Annotated in this window: 17 protein-coding genes; 6 read left to right on the top strand and 11 right to left on the bottom strand. The window is 56.4% G+C overall.

What is annotated here, in order from left to right:
* Nucleotides 1–3 precede the first annotated feature (3 nt).
* From LDN84_RS07480 to guaD, 3 genes are all read right to left on the bottom strand, one after another.
* The gene (locus LDN84_RS07480) at nucleotides 4–1,497 is read right to left on the bottom strand and encodes a DEAD/DEAH box helicase (protein ID WP_223910596.1); all 1,494 of its coding nucleotides are present in this window, start codon (nucleotides 1,495–1,497) and stop codon (nucleotides 4–6) included.
* Nucleotides 1,498–1,631: 134 nt separating this feature from the next.
* Nucleotides 1,632–2,201: a dCTP deaminase gene (gene dcd, locus LDN84_RS07475; RefSeq protein ID WP_223910593.1), complete on the bottom strand. Its 570-nt coding sequence runs from the start codon at nucleotides 2,199–2,201 to the stop codon at nucleotides 1,632–1,634.
* 77 nt (nucleotides 2,202–2,278) lie between these two features.
* Complete coding sequence (gene guaD, locus LDN84_RS07470; protein WP_223910591.1) at nucleotides 2,279–3,598, bottom strand: guanine deaminase; 1,320 nt, start codon at nucleotides 3,596–3,598, stop codon at nucleotides 2,279–2,281.
* A gap of 115 nt (nucleotides 3,599–3,713) precedes the next feature.
* On the opposite strand from guaD, the gene LDN84_RS07465 reads away from it, so the two are divergent.
* The 3 genes from LDN84_RS07465 to LDN84_RS07455 all read left to right on the top strand — a co-directional run bounded on the left by LDN84_RS07465 (nucleotide 3,714) and on the right by LDN84_RS07455 (nucleotide 5,994).
* Nucleotides 3,714–4,232: a VUT family protein gene (locus tag LDN84_RS07465; RefSeq protein WP_223910589.1), complete on the top strand. Its 519-nt coding sequence runs from the start codon at nucleotides 3,714–3,716 to the stop codon at nucleotides 4,230–4,232.
* Nucleotides 4,233–4,367: 135 nt separating this feature from the next.
* The gene (locus tag LDN84_RS07460; RefSeq protein WP_223910586.1) at nucleotides 4,368–4,937 is read left to right on the top strand and encodes a cytochrome b; all 570 of its coding nucleotides are present in this window, start codon (nucleotides 4,368–4,370) and stop codon (nucleotides 4,935–4,937) included.
* A 196-nt stretch (nucleotides 4,938–5,133) separates the two neighbouring features.
* Nucleotides 5,134–5,994 carry an SHOCT domain-containing protein gene (locus tag LDN84_RS07455; RefSeq protein ID WP_223910583.1) on the top strand — a complete coding sequence of 287 codons (861 nt, stop codon included), beginning with the start codon at nucleotides 5,134–5,136 and terminating at the stop codon, nucleotides 5,992–5,994.
* 67 nt (nucleotides 5,995–6,061) lie between these two features.
* On the opposite strand, the gene LDN84_RS07450 is transcribed toward LDN84_RS07455, so the two are convergent.
* From LDN84_RS07450 to hyfB, 8 genes are all read right to left on the bottom strand, one after another.
* Nucleotides 6,062–7,189 carry a transglutaminase-like domain-containing protein gene (locus LDN84_RS07450; RefSeq protein ID WP_223910581.1) on the bottom strand — a complete coding sequence of 376 codons (1,128 nt, stop codon included), beginning with the start codon at nucleotides 7,187–7,189 and terminating at the stop codon, nucleotides 6,062–6,064.
* Nucleotides 7,190–7,408: 219 nt separating this feature from the next.
* The gene (locus LDN84_RS07445) at nucleotides 7,409–8,092 is read right to left on the bottom strand and encodes a TlpA family protein disulfide reductase (RefSeq protein WP_223910578.1); all 684 of its coding nucleotides are present in this window, start codon (nucleotides 8,090–8,092) and stop codon (nucleotides 7,409–7,411) included.
* Nucleotides 8,093–8,286: 194 nt separating this feature from the next.
* Nucleotides 8,287–8,802: an NADH-quinone oxidoreductase subunit B family protein gene (locus LDN84_RS07440; RefSeq protein WP_223912840.1), complete on the bottom strand. Its 516-nt coding sequence runs from the start codon at nucleotides 8,800–8,802 to the stop codon at nucleotides 8,287–8,289.
* Nucleotides 8,802–10,388, bottom strand: coding sequence for a hydrogenase large subunit (locus LDN84_RS07435; protein ID WP_223910575.1), 1,587 nt, complete (start codon nucleotides 10,386–10,388; stop codon nucleotides 8,802–8,804). The genes LDN84_RS07440 and LDN84_RS07435 overlap by 1 nt, the downstream gene beginning before the upstream one ends.
* Nucleotides 10,389–10,392: 4 nt before the next feature.
* Nucleotides 10,393–11,847, bottom strand: a complete 1,455-nt coding sequence (locus tag LDN84_RS07430) for a hydrogenase 4 subunit F (protein WP_223910572.1) — start codon at nucleotides 11,845–11,847, stop codon at nucleotides 10,393–10,395.
* A gap of 2 nt (nucleotides 11,848–11,849) precedes the next feature.
* Nucleotides 11,850–12,509 carry a formate hydrogenlyase gene (locus tag LDN84_RS07425; protein ID WP_223912838.1) on the bottom strand — a complete coding sequence of 220 codons (660 nt, stop codon included), beginning with the start codon at nucleotides 12,507–12,509 and terminating at the stop codon, nucleotides 11,850–11,852.
* On the bottom strand, nucleotides 12,509–13,462 hold the full coding sequence (locus tag LDN84_RS07420; protein WP_223910568.1) for a respiratory chain complex I subunit 1 family protein: 954 nt from the start codon (nucleotides 13,460–13,462) through the stop codon (nucleotides 12,509–12,511). Before LDN84_RS07420 ends, LDN84_RS07425 begins: the two co-directional genes overlap by 1 nt.
* Nucleotides 13,459–15,483 carry a hydrogenase 4 subunit B gene (gene hyfB, locus LDN84_RS07415; RefSeq protein ID WP_223910565.1) on the bottom strand — a complete coding sequence of 675 codons (2,025 nt, stop codon included), beginning with the start codon at nucleotides 15,481–15,483 and terminating at the stop codon, nucleotides 13,459–13,461. Before hyfB ends, LDN84_RS07420 begins: the two co-directional genes overlap by 4 nt.
* Before the next feature lie 134 nt (nucleotides 15,484–15,617).
* Between hyfB and LDN84_RS07410 the strand changes: the two genes are divergently transcribed.
* The 3 genes from LDN84_RS07410 to nadB all read left to right on the top strand — a co-directional run bounded on the left by LDN84_RS07410 (nucleotide 15,618) and on the right by nadB (nucleotide 18,362).
* Nucleotides 15,618–15,827, top strand: coding sequence for a DUF3460 family protein (locus tag LDN84_RS07410; RefSeq protein ID WP_223910563.1), 210 nt, complete (start codon nucleotides 15,618–15,620; stop codon nucleotides 15,825–15,827).
* Nucleotides 15,828–15,898: 71 nt separating this feature from the next.
* Complete coding sequence (locus LDN84_RS07405) at nucleotides 15,899–16,747, top strand: segregation and condensation protein A (protein ID WP_321291524.1); 849 nt, start codon at nucleotides 15,899–15,901, stop codon at nucleotides 16,745–16,747.
* Between the two features lie 13 nt (nucleotides 16,748–16,760).
* A complete protein-coding gene (nadB, locus tag LDN84_RS07400; RefSeq protein WP_223910561.1) occupies nucleotides 16,761–18,362 on the top strand; it encodes an L-aspartate oxidase in 1,602 nt (533 codons plus the stop codon).
* Nucleotides 18,363–18,411: the final 49 nt, after the last annotated feature.

The raw sequence follows: 18,411 nt of genomic DNA, 5'->3' as shown, positions 1-18,411 counted from the left end.
ACATCATCCTGCCTTGAACAAGGCGGCTACTTTTCGCTTGGTTTTGATATTGCTTGAAATGCCACGTACACCTGGACGCACGGCGGCAGCCTCCCAGCTGGGCACTTCGCCTGCAGGCAGCACCGGCGGCTCATACGGTTTGGAGAAAAACGGGTCTTGTGACTTGACCGGTTCACGCCGGTAGTCATTGCGCGGTGCACGGGGCACACGCCCTGGGAACTCTTCACGGCGACTGTCACCCGGTTCTTGCTGGTAAAGCCTGCGACCCGTGTTGATATGGCCCTGCTTGCGGATATCGGGCAGGTTTTCATCAAACTCAATCGGCTCCAGTTCAATCTTGATCTTGATGAGTTTTTCGATGTCGGCCACCAGCCGCGCATCACTCTTGGAGACAAAGTTCACCGCCAAACCTGCTGCGCCGGCACGCCCGGTACGGCCAATACGGTGCACGTAATCTTCGGCGTTAAACGGCACGTCAAAGTTAAATACGGCGGGCACATCCTTGATGTCCAAGCCACGGGCGGCCACATCGGTACACACCAGCAGATCAACCTCGCCGCTCTTGAAAGCCTCCAGCGCCTTCAGCCGCTCTTCCTGGCTCTTGTCACCATGCAGCGCCGTGGTTTTCAGACCCTCATGCTCCAGCGAGCGGGCCAGACGGGCACAACCCAGTTTGCTGTTGACAAACACAAAGGCTTGTTTGAGGCCACGGTCTTTCAGCACCTGGTGCAAGGCGTGGCGCTTGTCGTCACCCTCGACACTGTAAAAATGTTGCTCGACCGTGGAAGCCGTGGCGTTGGAGCGGGCCACCTCAATCGTCACCGGGTTTTGCAGATAGCTGTTGGCCAGGCGCTTGATTTCCGGCGAGAACGTGGCCGAAAACAGCAGCGTGGTGCGCTGCTTGGGCAGGTAGCTCAGAATGCGCTGCAAGTCGGGCAGGAAACCAATGTCGAGCATGCGGTCGGCTTCGTCCAGCACCACATATTCGACCTGGTTGAGCACGGCGTTTTTGGCCTCGATGTGATCCAGCAAACGCCCAGGGGTGGCCACCAGAATCTCAACGCCCTGTTTGAGTTCCAGCGTTTGAGGCTTCATATCCATGCCGCCAAACACCACCGCGCTGCGCAGGTTGGTGTATTTGCCGTATTGCTTGATGTTGTCGGCCACCTGATCGGCCAGCTCACGCGTGGGCAGCAGCACCAAGGCACGCACCGGGTGGCGGGCGGGTGAGGTGGAGGTGTTTTCGTGTTTGAGCAGTCGTTGCATCAGCGGCAAGGCAAAAGCCGCTGTTTTACCGGTACCGGTTTGGGCTGCACCCATCACGTCACGGCCTTGCAACACCACAGGGATGGCTTGCGCCTGGATGGGAGTCATGGACTCGTAACCCATCTCGGCCACCGCGCGGGCCAAAGGAGCGGCCAGTTGCAGCTGGGCAAAGGCCATGATGGGGGTGTCAGAAGTTAATTCGGAAGCGTTGGCAGAATTCAGTTCGGTCATTAAAGCTCGGGGTACATTGCTATCAATCCGATAGCCAGTGATGCCCCGGAAATCAGGGCTAAGTCTTGAAAAGATACTGAATTATCGTTGATTCACCAAACCGCCGCTGATGGATCTGGCTTCAACAGCGCCGTTCAAGCCTTGGGCAAGGTCACACCACGCTGCCCCTGGTACTTGCCACCACGGTCTTTGTAGCTGGTTTCACACACTTCATCACTCTCGAAAAACAGGACCTGAGCACAGCCTTCACCCGCATAGATTTTGGCGGGCAGTGGTGTGGTGTTGGAGAACTCCAGCGTCACATAACCCTCCCACTCGGGCTCGAACGGGGTCACGTTGACGATGATGCCGCAGCGCGCGTAAGTGCTTTTGCCCAGGCAAATGGTCAGCACATTGCGCGGAATACGAAAGTACTCGACCGTGCGGGCCAGCGCAAAACTGTTGGGGGGAATGATGCACACGTCGTCGTTGAAATCCACAAAACTTTTTTCGTCAAAGTTCTTTGGGTCCACCACGGTGCTGTGAATGTTGGTGAACACCTTGAATTCAGGGGCGCAGCGGATGTCATAGCCGTAGCTGCTGGTGCCATAACTGACAATTTTGTGACCGGCAGCGTCCTGGCGGATCTGGCCCGGCTCAAAGGGTTCGATCATGCCGTGTTGCTCGGCCATGCGGCGGATCCATTTATCGCTTTTGATGGTCATGGGGTTCAACTCCTGGTTGGCGCGATTGTAATATAAAAATCATAGCTACCAGCGCTTTATTCATAAGCGCTAGAAGCCTATAAAGCTTGTGAAATCACGGTTTTCTCAATCACCCGCTCATCGCCCAGCACAATCATTGCAAACAGCAGTTCGTCCAGGCTGTTGACCAGCGCCGTCTTGCGGGCCAGCAGCGGCGTGGCTTGGGGGTTGAGCACAACAAAATCCGCCTCACAGCCCGGCTGCAAGTTGCCCACCACACCGTCCAGCCCCAGCGCCTTGGCCGCGCCCACTGTGTGCTGCCACCACAACTGCTGCGGCGAGAGCGACAAACCGGTTTTGCTCTGCCCTTCCCGCCCCACGTAATACGCTGCCAGCATGGTGTGAAACGGGCTGAAACTGGTGCCCCCACCCACGTCGCTGGCCAAACCATAGTCAAATCCCGCCCGATCAGCCCCGGTATAGTCAAAAAAACCACTGCCCAGAAACAGGTTGCTGGTCGGGCTGACGGCAGCGGCAGCGCCGGTGCTGCGCATCAGGGCGCGGTCTTCATCGTCAAAATGGATGCAGTGGGCATAGATGGCCCGCTGGCGCATCAGGCCAAAGTCGGCATAGGTCGCCAGATAACTGCGCGAGGCCGGAAACAGTTCGCGTGCCCAGGCGATTTCGGCCTTGTTTTCCGCCACATGGGACTGAATCCACACGTCGGGGTAGCGGGCTGCCAGTTCACCCGCACCGCGCAACTGGGCATCGGTACTGGTTGGGGCAAAACGTGGCGTGATGGCGTAGCCCAGGCGATCCACACCGTGCCAACGCTGTAACAGGTTTTCGGAGTCAATCAGACTTTGCTCGGTAGCATCCGTGGCAGGGTTGACGCGCTGGTTCAGCAGCTCCGCCGGTGCGTGCCGATCCATCAAACACAGGCCGGTGATCAGCCGCATCTGCTGCTGTTGCGCCTCTTGAAACAAGGCGTTGGCTGAAGCGCTGTGCGAGGTGGCAAAGGTGAGCGCCGTGGTGACCCCGTGGCGCAACAGTTCAGCTACAAAAAAAGTAGCTGCCTGCGCACTGTATTCGGGCGATACAAAGCGTTTCTCCTCAGGAAACGTGTAATTCTCCAGCCACGGCAACAGGCCTTCGGCGGGGGAGCCAATCACATTGGTTTGCGGGTAATGGCTGTGCAAATCGACAAAACCCGGTGCAATGATGCGCCCCGGCCAGTGCGTCACGGCCACATCGGCAAAACGCGGCTGCAATTCACGGTAAGGCCCAAGCGCCAACACCACTTGCCGGCCTTGGGCGTTGGGGCCCACCACCAGCAGGCCATCATCTTCCAGCACAGCAGAGGCCTGCGGATCAGCCGACGGGGAGAAATAAAGAAGAGAGGAACGGTAAGCTTTCATAGAACTCAGAGCTTACCCAATCTGTCAGCGAAGCTCAGACAAAGGGTCAAAATCGGCTACCTTCAGCAGCCGCCACGATAATACCGGCATGACATATCCACCTCAACTTCCTTTAATGAAGCTTTGGCGACCCATTTTGGCGATGCTGATGGTCATCACCTCGTCTAATTATCTGGTGCAGTTTCCCATCAACGACTGGTTAACCTGGGGTGCATTTACCTTCCCGGTGGCTTTTTTGGTCACGGATCTAACCAATCGTGCGGTGGGTACGGGTGCCGCACGCCGTGTGGCTTGGGCCGGCTTTGCCATTGCTGTGCTGGTGTCATTGGCACTTGCGCCATGGCGCATTGCAGCGGCATCTGGCGCAGCCTTCATCACCGGCCAATTGCTGGACATTGTGGCCTTTAACCGGCTGCGTGCCATGTCATGGTGGAAAGCCCCGTTGATTGGTTCCTTCGTGGCCTCGGTGGTTGACACCTGTATCTTCTTCTTTCTGGCGTTCTACGGCTCAGACATCGACTGGTTGATGCTGGCAGCCGGTGACCTGACCATCAAGTGGCTGATGGCCGCTGTGCTTTTGGCCCCCTACCGCGCCATGTTGCCACGCTTGCAGATGTGGGTACCTGCCCACTGAGCAACGGGCTGGCATGGGGTTGAGCACCAATCAACCTGACTGCGAAAACCCAGCTTATGCAGACATCTGGGGCCATACCTTCATCATTTGTTAAGCAAGGTACCGCACAATCATTTCAATTTCCATATGAACTTTATGCACCCATCTTCCACACCCCATTACGATGTCCTCAGTCGGGCTTTTCACTGGATCACCGCCATTGTTGTGACCATTGCCTTCATCCTAGGGCCAGGTGGCTTCGGCCGGCTGATGCGACAAGGCATGGACCCCGCGACCCACATCGACATCGTCTGGCACGAAACCTTGGGAATGTTGGTTCTGGTATTGACCGTGTTGCGCTTGCTCTGGGTGGCTCTGCGACCGGCCGCACCGCAGATTCCCATGGCACCTCGAATACACATGATGGCCAAGCTGATGCACTTGGCACTGTGGACTCTTTTGCTGCTTCTACCAATCACCGCCCTCCTGGCACTGGGTGGCAAAGCCCATCCGCTGACACTGCTGGGTGGTGTACGCATCGACCAGATCCCGTTGATGACCAACTCAGCACTTGCAAAACTACTGGACTGGGGTGATGTACACGGACTCCTGGGGGATGCCATCATGTGGCTGGCTGGCTTGCACGCTGCTGCAGCGATCTACCACCACATGGTTCTCAAGGATGGTGTTTTATCGACCATGTTGCCCCCGAAAAAGCCGCGTTGAAAAGCTCCCGGCGGATCAATAACCGCCAGCAAACGGCGAAGTGAGCCATGAGCTTGACCACCACGGATTGATCCGGCCCCAACGGCAGAATGCCTGCGGTAGGTGCGCCCAATTGGGAATGCACTACAGTCCACTGCCTTCGCAGTTTGCGCCAGGCGATCTAGATTTCTTTTTTTTGACTCAACTTTGGTTCCATATGGCTCAACTTTCCCCCGCTGGCATCCATGCCGTACAAGACATTGCCCAGCGCCACAGCTTCAGCTTTGATGCCGTACAAACCATGCTCACTTCCGTGATCAACGGCAACGGCAGCATGGCGCAGTTCAGCCACTATGAATTTGGTGGCTCCGGCCAGTGGATGCAAGGGGGCATGACCATGATTGGCGACATGTTCAACAACAACCTGAAGGGCCGGGTTGACAACCTGTGCGCTGAGTTGTCTCGCCTGATCTCCAACCAGCCCGATCTGATTCGCACCGGCAGCTTCCAGAGCCAGACCCAAAATGGCAACACGTCTTACAACAACTTTGGCGGCGTATCAGGCGACAACACCAACAGCCTGTTTGTTGCGGCACCGGCGCAAGCCAACTGGTGGGGCCCCGATCTGAAATGGCCGAACAGTTCCGGTGGTCAAAATGGCATGCGGTACGCCTGGTTTTCACAAGCCCACCGTCTCGCCATTGAATCCAACGGTCAGGTCATTATTTATGACACACTGGATCACAACATTGGCGGGGTCTCGCAGCAGCAAAGTGGTGGCTACTCGGTGACGTTTTCAAGCCAATATGGCTATGTGGATTTGTCACGTCTGCCGGTAATCAGCATCAATGGCCAGCCGCCATTGCCCCCAGCACCAAACTTCACCCCAAACGACACACCAAGCCACAGCCACACGATCCAGAATGCTTATGCACCCGTGAACCATGCCGTGTCTTCCTCGGGTGACCATCATGATATTTTTGCAAGCATTGAAAAACTCGCGGCACTGCAAAGCCGCGGCATTTTGAGCGAGCAGGAATACGCCAGCAAAAAGGCGGAACTACTCAGCCGCCTGTAGTCCCCAATGGCTTGAAGCCCCTGGTGAGCCATGATCCAGGGGCCTTGTTGGGGCGCAAACAGCCCAACTACATGGTCATTTCGCGGGCGCTGATCTGGTATTTGAAGTCATCCGGTGCGTAGGAATTTAATCGTCCAGAAGCATTCTCAGCTATCGGATACATCAGAAACCCCAGCTTAGACCCTATGGAATTGGGCAGCTTCACGTCGTGGGCCATGTTATAGGCCATCCAGTTACCCTCCCAGCTGCCAAACAAGGCCTTGTTGACAGGTGCCACCACAGGATGGTTGGCCGACTTGATCCACTCCGGTGCTTCATGACGCATAACTTTGGTCACGTCAGCGGGGTCCATGGCCACCCAGCCATGATTTTTCAGGTACACCTCGGCTCTGCAGTGTTGCGCACCTTGCAGGCTGGCAGGGTTGCCACCCAACTGCTTGTAGCCAAAAGCCGAGGGGGCCAGGCGCAGACCGTAGACATCACGGGCGGGCAGGCCAACAGACCGGCACAACCCGACGAAAAGCGCATTCAGATCGGCACACTTGCCGCTCAAATTACCGGTTTCCAGCATGGTTTGGATATCGCCTTCGCCGCAGCCTTGTACTTTGGGCTCGCGGAAGGTGTTGAGAACAATCCAGTCATAGAGCTTTTGGGCTTTTTCAACATCCGTTTTTGAACCCCGAATGGCTTCCATTGCCGTTTTGCGCACGATACCGTCCGTGGGCAGCAAACTGGTGGCTTGGGTCCAGTATGTCAACGTAGCCGGCTCTTCGGCATCGTTCTGCTTGTGTGCCCAGTCAACAGAGCGATTCTGGGTCTGGATCCGGCTAGTCAGTTCGACAAAAGGCTTGGTTTCACTCTCGGCAAACTCGGCATACAACATGCGCGCGCCATAGTGCTCATCAGCAAGCATCCTGGTTTTGCCATTGCTGGAAAAGACGCTTTCGAGAGATCTTTGCCAGTCCGTATTGACTGAGGGAACCGGTAGCCACAGGCGTGTGACACCTTGGGGTTTGATGATGTTGACCCGGGTGGTGACCTCAAAAGTGCGCCAAGTACCGGCCTGTGGCGCAAACCTGCGCTCTGCAAGTGGGCTGCCTTGGGCGAAATGAACAGCGGGCAATGCTGCAGCAGCAGTGGTTACCGCCATATTTTTCAGAAAAGCGCGGCGCGCCTGTGTGTGAACGGTGATCATTCAAGGAACTCCGGAAAAGTAAAAAAACAAGGGCCGTCGGTGTATGTCAAAGTACCCCGCATTGGCCCCAGCAAAATCGGGAAAGCCCGGTTTCGCCCGTCAGATTATCGGGGGCAGCTTATTCCATTTCCAAATCATTGGTGTCTAGGCACGAAGCCGCAGGCAGTGCTGACGCACGACAAGGCGAAGCAACAACGACACGGATGATTTAGAAATGAATTAGCGGCTGAGCTGGCTCTTTTTGTCCAACAATGGTTCTACCAGCTTGGCAGCTTGCAGGCCCGTCCAATCCAGCTCACCACGCACCAGATGACGCACCTGACCATTGGCTGCCACCAGCACCGTTGTAGGGAACACCTTGACTCCCCACGCATGCGCTATCGCCCCCGCAGGATCCAGCAAAACTGGCAAGGCAAAATCGGTGCGCTGCACATAACGCTGTGCAATAGCGGCGGATTCCTTGAAGTTCACTGCCAGCACCAGCAGCTTTTCAGGGCCATAGAACTGGGCCAAGGACTGAAGTGAGGGCATTTCAGCCCGGCAAGGTTCACACCAGCTGGCCCAGAAATTGATCAATACGACCTTGCCACGCAAGTCCGCCAGATGCCAGACCTGCCCCTGGAGGTCAACTCCTTCCAGTTCTGGAACAGATTTGCGTGCAGTCCAGGGCATCACCTCATAACCCTGAGCCCACACACATGGGCTTGCGGCCAGCATGGCCAAGACCAGGCCCCAAGCACGTGTTTTGTAAACCATGCGCAAGAAGCATGTCATGACGCGTGCTTGCAGGATCAGAGGCACCCTATCCAGCCATGCCCAGTAACGCAGTAACACCATTGGCCAGGAGAATCCGGCTAAATCGGTCTTGGCATCGACCGTAGAGGCTTGAGGGGGTAATGTCATTTGGGCAGTGTGTGTTGGCCTGCCGATGTTACGCAACAGGAGGGATCAAACTGCACCCCACTTCGGGCACGGCACAGATAACGGGACATGATCATGCGCTGGGATGTTTTCTGCGAAAGGTCTGGTCAAAAGCAAAATTCAACGATGGACTGTGCCAAACGCCATGCAGATTAAAGAGGCTCAGCTACCCCAACTTACTGGACACGCCGCCGCACCGCTTTGAGAATGCCACGCAAAATCTCCAGCGGCGGTGGCGGGCAGCCTGGAACAACTTCATCCACCGGAATCACATTCGCCACCCGGCCACAGGTGGCATAACTCTCACCGAAGATACCGCCGTCACAGGCACAGTCACCCACAGCCACCACCAGTTTGGGTTCGGGGGTAGCCTCATAAGTGCGCCTCAGGGCGGTTTCCATGTTGCGCGACACCGGGCCGGTGACCAACAACATGTCGGCATGACGCGGGCTGGCGACAAACTTGATGCCCAGACCTTCCAGGTTGTAGTAGGGGTTGCCAAGGGCATTGATCTCCAGCTCGCAGCCGTTGCAAGAGCCCGCATCCACTTCACGAATGCTCAACGCTTGCCCCAAAATTGAGAGCAGCTCACGCTGTATTTTTGAGGCCTCAAGGGCATTTTCCTCACCAATATCTGGCGCAGCTTCGCTGCACGTACCGGTTTGGGCGATCTGTTTGACGATTTTCCAGATCATAGGTCTTGCCCCGAGTAGCTCAAGTTGAACGACTTGTTGATGAGCGGAAAGTCCGGCACGATGTTGCCCATGATGGCGTGCTCCAGCACCGGCCAGTTTTGCCATGAGGGGTCGTGCAAATGGCAGTGCAGAATGCGGTGGTTTTCCTCGGCCCCAGCCAATTCAAGTGCCACAAACAATTCCCCGCGCCATCCCTCCACCCAACCGGCACCACGCGAGGCCTCCTGGGACAGGATCACCGGGCAAGCGATGTCACCGGCTGGCAGCGCATCAAGCATGCGGCGAATCAAGCGCATGGATTCAAACACTTCGTCAAACCGCACCGACACACGTGCGGCCACATCACCATTGTGATGGGTGGCGATCTTGACCTGCAGTTGGTTGTAAGGCACAAAGGGGTGATCACAGCGCACGTCCCACACCTGGCTGCTGGCGCGCCCGGCCAAGCCGGTCAGTCCCAGGCGCGAGGCCAGTTCAGGCAACACCCGGCCGGTGGTCATGAAGCGATCTTGCAAACCGGCATGCGCCTCGTAAATGTCATACAGGGTGCGCACTTCTTTCTCAATAGCATCACACAACTGAATCAACTGGTCTTTTTGGGTGCGGTCAATGTCCACACGAACACCACCGGGCACGATACCGTCCATCATCAAACGATGACCCCACACCTTCTGAGAGCCGCGTAGCCAGTCTTCACGCAAGCGCGAAAACTGCGCCAGACCAAAAGCAAAAGCCGCATCATTGCCCAAGGCACCGAGGTCACCCAGATGGGCTGCCACCCGCTCACGCTCCAGCATGATGGCGCGCAACCAGGCCGCACGTACCGGAATGGTGGTTTGCGTGGCTGACTCCAGGGCCATGCAATAAGCCCAGGCGTAGGCCACCGTGCTGTCACCGGAGACGCGCCCCGCCAGACGCACGGCCTGCAAAGGGGTCAACTGCGTCATGCGCAGTTCAACCCCTTTGTGGGTGTAGCCCAAGCGCTGCTCCAACCGCAGCACTTTTTCACCCACCACCGAAAACCTGAAATGTCCTGGCTCAATGATGCCCGCATGCACCGGGCCCACCGGAATTTCATGCACACCATCCCCATCAACATGAACAAAGGGGTAGTTCACCAGTGCGGTTGGTACCCGCTGCGGCCACTGTTCTGCGTTGTGCTGCAGCGGGTGATGGTCAGCAGGCCAAGCGCCATGGTTGAGCCAGGCTCGCGTGTCATGCGCGCCTTGGGCGTGTACACCGGACAAATCGGCGGCAGCACGCTGCATGCGTATAGCTGCCGGAAAAAGGTCTGAAATATCCGGGTAAATCCATTGCCCATCTCGTTGGGCCAAGGGCAAAGCAATCCAGAACACGCCTTCGAGTGTCACGTAGGCAGCGCACATGCAGGCGGTGTCATGCGGCTCTGGGGATGCTGCACCGGCTTGCGCCACAGCACCAGCCCACAGCGCCAGCAAACGCCCGCCTTCGTCGTGCACTACTGAGGCTATTGTCAGCCACTGTTCAGCATTAACAGGGGCAAATCCCATCGGAACGGGAGCGTTCAACACGGCAAATTCAAGGTCCAGCTCAGAGATTTGCATGGACTTAACCTCCCAACATGCTGGCCGCCTGCACATACCAGCCGTTCAGATAGGGCGGTATGTACAGGCCCAACGCCAGCGCCAGAACCAGGTGAACAAACACCGGCACCAAGGCTGGCGGATGAGCCAGGGGCTTGAGCGTGGTGTCACCAAACACCATCGGCAGGACGCGAATCAAAATCGAGGCAAAGGCCACGCCCAGCGCCAGAAACAGGAACGGGGCCGCCCAAGGCTGCTCACGCATGGCAGTGGTCAAAATCAGAAACTCGCTGGCAAACACGCCAAACGGCGGCATGCCCAGAATCGCCATCACACCCAGCATCAAGCCCCAGCCGACGGTGGGGTTGACTTTGATCAGACCGCGAATCTCACTCATCACCTGGGTTTTGGCTTTTTGCGTAGCATGCCCCACGGTGAAGAAGATGGCCGATTTCACCAGCGAGTGCACCGTCATGTGCAACAAGCCGGCAAAGTTGGCCACCGGCCCACCCATGCCGAAGGCAAAGGTGATCATGCCCATGTGCTCGATGCTGGAGTAAGAAAACATACGTTTGACATCTTTTTGCCGCGACAAAAAGAACGCCGCCACGGTGACTGACAAGAGCCCAAAACCCATCATCAATTGCCCGGCCATCGGCGTGCCCAAAGCACCGTCGGTCAGCACCTTGCAGCGCAGCACCGCGTACATGGCCACGTTGAGCAACAAGCCGGAAAGCACCGCCGACACCGGCGTGGGGCCTTCGGCATGGGCATCGGGCAACCAGCTGTGCAGCGGCACCAGGCCGATTTTGGTGCCGTAGCCAATCAGCAAAAACACAAACGCCAGGGTGATGATGGTGGGGTCAAGCTGGCCCTTGATCTGATCCAGATTGGTCCACAGCAAGGTGGCGTGTTCGGCCCCCAGGGCTTTGTCTGCCGCCATGTACAGCAGGATGGTGCCAAACAGGGCTTGCGCAATGCCCACGCCACACAGAATGAAATACTTCCAGGCAGCTTCCAGACTGGCCGAGGTGCGGTAGACCGACACCAGCAGCACGGTCGTCAGCGTGGCAGCTTCCATGGCGACCCAGATGATGCCCAGATTATTGGTGGTAAAGCCCAGCAACATGGTAAAGCTGAACAGCTGGTACATGCTGTGATAGAGCCGCATGCGCGGCGCAGTCATCTTGCCGTGGTCTTGCTCAATACGCATGTAGGGGCGAGAAAAAATGGCTGTGGTGAGGCTGACAAAGGCGGTCAAGGTCACCAGAAAAACATTCAGCGGATCAATAAAAAACTGGTCATGCCAAAACAATTGCGGGCCGTTGTTGATGATTTGCACTGTCAGTGCACAAGCGGCCAGAAACGTCGCCAGACTGAATGCGACATTGATGTCGCGGGCATAGGCGCGGTGACCGATCAAGGCCAAAACCAATCCACCCCAAAGTGGCACACCCAGGACAAAAAACAGTGTGTACATCTTCAGTCTTCCTTGAGGGCTTCAAGGTTGTGAATATCCAGACTGTCAAACTTTTCGCGAATCTGGAACATGAACACACCCAAAATCAATACACCCACCAACACGTCCAGCGCAATGCCGAACTCCACAATCATCGGCATGCCATTGGTGACGGTGGTGGCGGCAAAAATCAGACCGTTTTCCATGGACAAAAAGCCAATCACCTGTGGCACAGCTTTGGAGCGGGTGATCATCATCATGAACGACAAAAACACGCAGGCCAGTGCAATGCCCAAGGAGCCTCCGGCAATGGAATAAGACAAACGTGACACCGGCAGCGCCAGACTGAAGGCAAAAATCACCAGCGCAATCCCCACCAACATGGTGGTGGGGATATTGAACAGGGTTTCCACATCCCAGCGCACATTAAGCCGGCGAATCAGACGGTGCAGCATCCAGGGAATAAAAATCACCTTGAGCACCAGAGTGAGTCCACCAGAAACATACAAATCCGGCTGATTTGTCGCATAACCCAGCAAAAATGAAGCGGCCACCAGTGCCGCCCCCTGAATCATGAACAGATTGATCAGCGAAACAATACGCCGCTGCGAAATCATGGCAAACGACAGCAGCAAAATCAGCGTAGCAAACAGGTTGATCAACTGCGGGGCAAATTTGAACATCATGCGCCTACCCCCAGCAGCACATTCACCAGCAAACCAATCACAGCCATCAGAAAGGCGGTGCCCAAAAATTCGGGTACCCGAAAAATACGCATCTTGGCGCTCAGGGTCTCAATCAAGGCCAACAAAAAGCCGCCAATGGCCAACTTGATCACCAGCACCGGCAAGGCCAGCATCAGGGCCAGCGGGGAATGCGCCTCAGCGACACCCCATGGAAAAAACAGGGCAAGACCGATACAGGAATATGCAAACAGCTTCAAGCTGGCAGCCCATTCGAGCAAAGCCAGATGGCGGGCCGAATATTCCAGAATCAAGGCCTCATGGATCATGGTAAGTTCCAGATGGGTATCCGGGTTGTCCACCGGAACCCGTGCGTTTTCAGCCAATGACACCATGGTGAACGCCACCCCAGCCAACAACAAGCTGGGGTATATGGCCAACTCGCGGTGCGCCAGGGTTTCCACAATGGCGGTCAAAGAGGTTGAGCGGGTAATCATGGAGGCACAAAACAACACCATCAACAAGGCTGGCTCAGCCAAAAAACCCACCAGCATTTCACGACGTGCACCCAACGTGCCAAACGAGGTACCTACATCCATCGCCGCCAACGAGATAAACACGCGCGCCAGGGCAAACAAACCGACCAGAGCAATGGCATCTGCCGCTGGCGACAACGGCAAGTCAGTGGACAGCGTGGGAATGATGGCGCAGGCCAGCAGCATACAACTGAAAATCACATAGGGAGCTGTGCGATAGAACGAAGTGGCATGTTCAGCCATCACCGATTCCTTGTTGAACAACTTGTGCAACATCCGATAGGGTTGCAACAAACCGGGTGCCGACTTGTTTTGCAACCGCGCCCGCCACTGGTTCACCCAGCCAGTGAGCAAAGGTGCCAACGCCAAGGCCATGACCATGGCCAACAATTGGGAAAAGATGCCGAGCCAACTCATCGCTTCACCACCAACAGCACCACAATCAAGGTGACAAAGCTGTACATCAGGTACACCGCGATCCGGCCCTGCTGCAGCAAACCGATGATTCTGGAAATACGCTCAACCAAATTGGCCACAGGTAAATACAACCAGTACCACAAGGGGTCTTCCAATGTCACCTTGTAGCTGGGATGCTCGTCAAACGCATTGGGCAACTGGCGTTTCATGCGAAAGAAGGGTTCAAAAATCTGCCTGATGGGTTGACCAAACCCCTCTGCGGTATCCTGCATGCGGGCAGTCTGCCAGGGGTAGCCACAATCCCATGGCGGCACCCGCCGCATCCGCCCGTGGTAGAACTTGCGCACCAGCAAGAAGGCCAAACCAAAACTGATCAATACACCCAGAAGGAAAATCGCCGGCGCGTAACTGGCGCGATCTACATTCACCGGTACCAGCAGCCAGCCACTGTCGGCCACCGTATGGGCCAAGCCCGCGCCAACCAACAATTGGGTAACCGGGTCAATCACGGCAATAACATGGTTGGGAAACAGCCCCAAGACCACACACCCCATCACCAGCCAAATCATGCCCAAACGCTCCCAAGGACCAGAATCATGCGCATGGGACAAGTTTTCTTCGCGCGGTTGGCCGAGAAAAATAACCCCGAAATACTTGACCATGGCATAGCCCGAGAGTGCAGCAATCAGCGCAATCAATGCAGCCATCACCGGCACCAACATATCCAAAAATGAGCTGGGCAGGCCGGTGGTAAACAGAAAGCTTTGCAACAACAACCATTCGGCAATGAAGCCACCAAAGGGCGGCAACCCGGCACAGGCCAGCACCCCCATCAGGGTCGGCCAAGCCACCCAGGGCATGTACCGCATCAAGCCGCCGAGCTTACCCAGGCTGCGCTCGCCGGTGGCATGCATGACGGCACCAGTGCTGCAAAACAACAAGCTTTTGAAAAAAGCGTGCGCCAGCATGTGGTACATCGATGCGGTCAATGCCAAAGCCGACAAGGCTTTCATGCCATAGGCAGCAAACAACAGTGACAAGCCCAAACCGGCACAAATCAGACCAATGTTTTCAATCGATGAATACGCCAGCAGCCGCTTCATCTCCACCTGAACGGTAGAAAAAACCACACCAAACAAAGCACTGATCAACCCCAACGCCATCAGCAGCACACCCCACCACCAGATGGGTTCTTGCAGCAAATCAAAACTCACCCGCAAGATGCCATACAAGGCAATTTTGAGCATCACGCCACTCATCAGGGCAGAAAACGGCGAAGGGGCCGCAGGGTGGGCCTCGGGTAACCAAACATGCAACGGAAAAAGACCGGCTTTGGCGCCAAAACCGAAAACGGCCAAAACAAACGCCACAGAACCCCAAAACGGTGTCAGGTGCTGGGCTCGCATATTGGCAAAGGTGTAGTCCCCGGTGTTGGCTTGCAGCAAACCAAAACACAACAAAATACCCAAAGCACCAATATGGGCTACCAACATATACAAGTAACCAGCGTGTCGTATTTCAGGAATGCGGTGATTGGCCATCACCAAAAAGAAGGACGAAAACGCCATGGTTTCCCACACCACCATGAACACATAAGCATCATCGGCCATCACCACCATGGCAATACTGGCCAGAAACACGTGGTACTCCAGGCATATCAGCCCCGGCGGTGTGCCTTCCCCTTGCCGAAAATAGCCTGCCGCAAACGTCGACACCCCGGCGGAGACACCACCAATCAAAAGCAGAAAATAAGCAGAAAGACTGTCCAGTCGCAAATGGAAAGGCAACTGTGGCAACCCTAAGGGCAGGATGGCTGTTTCGGGGTCACTGAAAGCCGCGCTCAGCGCCACCGCCATCAACAGTATCGAAAAAAATGCGCCTACCGGAAATAACACTACGGCGACAAACCGAAAACGGCGCAAGGCCAGCACCCCGATCACCCCAATGAGCAACCAAGCCAGCACAACAACCAGCACCCAATCCAAATGGACCCAAGAGGCAGGATGGGTAAAACTGTTCATGTTGATTGATTGATTGGATGAGCATTGGTAACTTGTGTTTTATCTTACACCCGCAAAATCCGATCCCGGCAACTACGAGACAGACCAGAGTCAACACCATGAGCAGGTCTAAAATGCGCCCAAAAGGTAACACCATGAACATTTTTTATCGCCCACAGTACCAATCCGATGCCACGTTGTTTATCAACCAGCTCAAAGACAAAACGCCCGGTATGGAAGACCGTCAGCGCGAAGGTCGTGCATTGTTATGGGACAAGCCCATCAACCGTGAAGCCCAGAGCGAATTCAAGGCCGCCCGCGTGGCACAACAGCCCTACGTTTACCAGACCGCTGCAAAAGAATAAGCTTATTTGGCTTGTAGCCCTTTAGATACAAGCACAAAAAGCTATTTTTTATATAGCAAAAAATCCCCTCAATGCGTGATACTGCCAGCCAGGTTTCTGGCAGAGATTCTGACTTGGCGAGCATGCCCACGGTGGTTGACCAGGTGGCTGTGGCGCGGCTATATGGTGAGCCGCTGTTTGCTATGCCACAAGACCTGTACATCCCGCCGGATGCTCTTGAGGTCTTTCTGGAGGCTTTTGAAGGGCCACTGGATTTGTTGCTCTACCTGATCCGCAAGCAGAATTTCAACATTCTTGACATTCCCATGGCCGGTTTGACACGCCAATACCTGAGTTATGTGGACGAAATTCGCCACCATAACCTGGAACTGGCGGCTGAATACCTGCTGATGGCAGCCATGCTGATCGAAATCAAATCGCGCATGCTGCTGCCACCCAAACATGTGGCGCAAGGTGAAGAGGCCGACGACCCTCGGGCCGAACTGGTGCGCCGCCTGCTGGAATACGAGCAAATGAAACTGGCCGCAGCAAGGCTCAACCAGTTGCCCCAGCTTGGGCGAGATTTTTTGCGTGCCGAAATCACCATCGAACAAGCCTTGCAGCCACGCTTTCCCGATGTCAGCATCAGCGAACTGCAAGAAGCCTGGCAAGCCATTCTGAAACGCGCCAAGCTGGTGCAACGCCACAAAATCACCCGTGAAGAACTCTCGGTACGTGAGCACATGAGCATGGTGCTCAGAGCCCTGCATGGCCAGCGTTTTGTGGAGTTTGAAGCCTTGTTCAACCCCGAACAAGGTTCTGCCGTGCTGGTGGTCACCTTCATTGCCTTGCTGGAGTTGGCCAAGGAAACCCTGATTGAAATTACCCAGGCCGAAGCCTTTGCCCCGATCTACGTGCGGCTGGCCTACACCCCAACCTAAATTCGAGAAAATCATGAATTCACGTCCCAACACCCCACCCGCATCTGCCTTGCATTTTGATGTGCTGATTGTCGGCAGCGGTCTGGCGGGCTTAAGTGCCGCGCTGCTGCTGAGCTCTGAGAAGCGTGTGGCGGTGATCACCAAACGCGCGGTCAATGAAGGCTCCAGCGGCTGGGCGCAGGGCGGCATTGCGGCGGTCTGGAACAAGGACGACAGTTTTGACGCGCATGTAGACGACACGCTGATTGCCGGGGCTGGCCTGTGTGACCTGGCCGCCACCCGTTTTGTGGTGGAAAACGCACCCAAGGCGATTTCCTGGCTGCAAACCATGGGGGTGCCATTCTCGGAAGAAGATGGCCAGCTGCACCTGACCCGTGAAGGCGGCCACAGCGCCCGACGCATTGTGCACGTGACCGATGCCACCGGCGCTGCGGTGCAGCGCACGCTGATTGAGCGGGTACAAAAAACCCCCAACATCACCCTGTTTGAAAACCACACCCTGATTGACCTGATCACCAGCGACAAGCTGGGCTTGCCAGAGCGGCGCTGCCTGGGCCTGTATGCGCTGGATTCCGACACCGACCAGGTGCTCACCTTTGAGGCCCCGCAAACCATTCTGGCCACCGGCGGCGCAGGCAAGGTTTACCTCTACACCACCAACCCCGACACCGCCACCGGCGACGGCATTGCCGCCGCCTGGCGGGCCGGCTGCCGGGTGCAAAACATGGAATTCATCCAGTTCCACCCCACCGCCCTGTACCACCCGCATGCCAAATCTTTCCTGATCAGCGAAGCCGTACGCGGTGAAGGCGGTCGCCTGCTGCTGCCCGACGGTACCCGCTTCATGCCTCAACACGACCCACGCGCCGAACTGGCCCCGCGTGACGTGGTGGCCCGCGCGATTGACTTCGAGATGAAAAAAGGCGGCTTTGATTGCGTTTACCTGGACATCTCACACCAGCCCCAAAGCTTTCTGCAAGAGCACTTTCCCAACATTTACGCCCGCTGCCTGGAACTGGGCATTGACATTGCCAAACAGCCCATTCCGGTCGTGCCCTCGGCCCACTTCACCTGTGGCGGCGTGGTGGCCGACCTGCATGGCCGCACCGACGTGGCCGGACTCTACGCCATTGGCGAAACCGCGTGCAGCGGCTTGCATGGTGCCAACCGGCTGGCCAGCAACTCGCTGGTGGAATGTATGGTGTTTGCCCAAGCCACCACGCAAGACATCATGCAAAGCACGGGAGCCAGTTCACCCACCTTGCCAGCCTGGGACGACAGCCGCGTCAGTGATGCCGACGAAGCCGTGGTGATTTCGCACAACTGGGACGAGCTGCGCCGCTTCATGTGGGACTACGTGGGCATTGTGCGCACCAACAAGCGCCTGGAACGGGCGGCCCACCGCATTGCCCTGTTGCAAGGGGAAATCCAAGAGTTTTACTCGCACTTTCACGTCACCCGCGACCTGCTTGAATTGCGCAACCTGGTGGTGGTGGCCGACCTGATCGTGCGCTCGGCCCAGGCCCGCCACGAAAGCCGTGGCCTGCATTTCAGTCGCGACTACCCGCACATGCTGGGCAAAGCCTTGCCGACCATACTGCAACCGCAGGTTTGAGACCTTCATCCTGCCGTCTGCGTTAGACTCGCGCCACTTTTTTTGGGAG

Source organism: Rhodoferax lithotrophicus, assembly GCF_019973615.1.
Taxonomy (GTDB): Bacteria; Pseudomonadota; Gammaproteobacteria; order Burkholderiales; family Burkholderiaceae_C; genus Rhodoferax; species Rhodoferax lithotrophicus.
This window is presented reverse-complemented; position numbering and strand designations above follow the sequence as displayed.

Bases quoted from the DNA above. Each gene is read 5' to 3' on its own strand.
- LDN84_RS07430 (WP_223910572.1), bottom strand. From the start codon at position 11,847: ATGTACACACTGTTTTTTGTCCTGGGTGTGCCACTTTGGGGTGGATTG.
- LDN84_RS07405 (WP_321291524.1), top strand. From the start codon at position 15,899: ATGCGTGATACTGCCAGCCAGGTTTCTGGCAGAGATTCTGACTTGGCG.
- LDN84_RS07460 (WP_223910586.1), top strand. From the start codon at position 4,368: ATGCACCCATCTTCCACACCCCATTACGATGTCCTCAGTCGGGCTTTT.
- LDN84_RS07480 (WP_223910596.1), bottom strand. From the start codon at position 1,497: ATGACCGAACTGAATTCTGCCAACGCTTCCGAATTAACTTCTGACACC.
- LDN84_RS07420 (WP_223910568.1), bottom strand. From the start codon at position 13,462: ATGAGTTGGCTCGGCATCTTTTCCCAATTGTTGGCCATGGTCATGGCC.
- LDN84_RS07425 (WP_223912838.1), bottom strand. From the start codon at position 12,509: ATGTTCAAATTTGCCCCGCAGTTGATCAACCTGTTTGCTACGCTGATT.
- nadB (WP_223910561.1), top strand. From the start codon at position 16,761: ATGAATTCACGTCCCAACACCCCACCCGCATCTGCCTTGCATTTTGAT.
- hyfB (WP_223910565.1), bottom strand. From the start codon at position 15,483: ATGAACAGTTTTACCCATCCTGCCTCTTGGGTCCATTTGGATTGGGTG.
- LDN84_RS07435 (WP_223910575.1), bottom strand. From the start codon at position 10,388: ATGCAAATCTCTGAGCTGGACCTTGAATTTGCCGTGTTGAACGCTCCC.
- LDN84_RS07445 (WP_223910578.1), bottom strand. From the start codon at position 8,092: ATGACATTACCCCCTCAAGCCTCTACGGTCGATGCCAAGACCGATTTA.
- LDN84_RS07450 (WP_223910581.1), bottom strand. From the start codon at position 7,189: ATGATCACCGTTCACACACAGGCGCGCCGCGCTTTTCTGAAAAATATG.
- dcd (WP_223910593.1), bottom strand. From the start codon at position 2,201: ATGACCATCAAAAGCGATAAATGGATCCGCCGCATGGCCGAGCAACAC.
- LDN84_RS07410 (WP_223910563.1), top strand. From the start codon at position 15,618: ATGAACATTTTTTATCGCCCACAGTACCAATCCGATGCCACGTTGTTT.
- LDN84_RS07455 (WP_223910583.1), top strand. From the start codon at position 5,134: ATGGCTCAACTTTCCCCCGCTGGCATCCATGCCGTACAAGACATTGCC.
- guaD (WP_223910591.1), bottom strand. From the start codon at position 3,598: ATGAAAGCTTACCGTTCCTCTCTTCTTTATTTCTCCCCGTCGGCTGAT.
- LDN84_RS07465 (WP_223910589.1), top strand. From the start codon at position 3,714: ATGAAGCTTTGGCGACCCATTTTGGCGATGCTGATGGTCATCACCTCG.